Genomic DNA, 1,037 nt, shown 5'->3' with positions numbered 1-1,037 from the left:
GGCTGCGGCGACCCGTACGGCCCGGGCGCGGGCTGGCCGGCGCCGTACGGGTTGCCGTACACGGTGCCGCCCGCCGGCGGACCGGGCGGCGGCTGCGGCGGGTAGGCCGGGGGGAAGCCCTCCGGCCCGGTCGGTGGCTGGGACATCTCTTCCTCCAGGATTGCTGGTCCCCCGTGGGGTGGCCCCGAAGGGCCGGGGTGTTCGGGTCCGCCGATGGATCGGCGTCCTTGTTCAGAGTGAACGGCCAGGTCAATGCCGGCCGGCGGCGACCGGTCAGCAGAGCTTGAACGCGTCGCAGGCGGTCTTGATCGGGACCGCGAGGCCGATCCCCTCGGCGTCGCGCGCCTTGGCGGTGGCGATGCCGACGACCTCCTTCGAGCCGTTGATCACCGGCCCGCCCGAGTTGCCGGGGTTGATCGGGGCGTCGAACTGGATGACCGGACCGGAACCGCCCTCGTCCTTGCGAAACGCGCTCACCACCCCCGTGGTGACGCTGTCCTGCAGGCCGAGCGGGGCGCCGACCACGACGATCTGCTGCCCGGACTTGACCGGCGTGCCGGCGGCGACCAGACCGGTGAACTTGGCGGTGGTCCGCAACTGGGCGAGGTCCTTGGCCTTGTCGACCTTGACGATGGTGGCCTCGAAGCGCTGGTCGGTCCGCTCCAGGAACACCTTCCGGCCGCCGCCGTCCCAGACGGCCTCGACCACGTGGAAGTTGGTGAGCAGGGTGGTGCCGCCGCCCGCGGGGGGCTTGCCGATCGCGAAAGCCGTCCCGGTGAACTGGCCCGCCCGGACCCGGAACACGCTGGGCAGGACCGCGCTGGCCACCGCCTCCGGGTTGAAGGCGGCGCCGACCTGCTTCTCCAGGGCCTCCGCCCGCTTCTCCAGGCCGTCGAACCGGGTGCCGTCGGTGCCCTGCGCCTCGGACAGGCGGCGGTCGGTGGCGGCGAGCCGGTCGTCCAGCCGGTGGATCTGGTACGCCTGCAAGCCGGCGACCACGGCCAGCACGCCGGCTTGCAGGCGTACCAGATCCACCG

The 1,037-nt window shown here is 73.1% G+C and carries 1 protein-coding gene; it reads right to left on the bottom strand.

Annotated elements, in window-relative coordinates:
* Nucleotides 1-273 precede the first annotated feature (273 nt).
* On the bottom strand, nucleotides 274-1,037 hold a 764-nt coding region (locus DKL51_RS31650; protein WP_260428749.1), incomplete at its 5' end, for a S1C family serine protease.

Origin of the sequence: Micromonospora globispora (assembly GCF_003857015.1) — a bacterium.
In the GTDB taxonomy this organism is placed as follows: domain Bacteria; phylum Actinomycetota; class Actinomycetes; order Mycobacteriales; family Micromonosporaceae; genus Micromonospora; species Micromonospora globispora.
The sequence above is the reverse complement of the archived record's forward strand: the minus strand, read 5'-3'. Positions and strand labels throughout refer to the sequence as shown.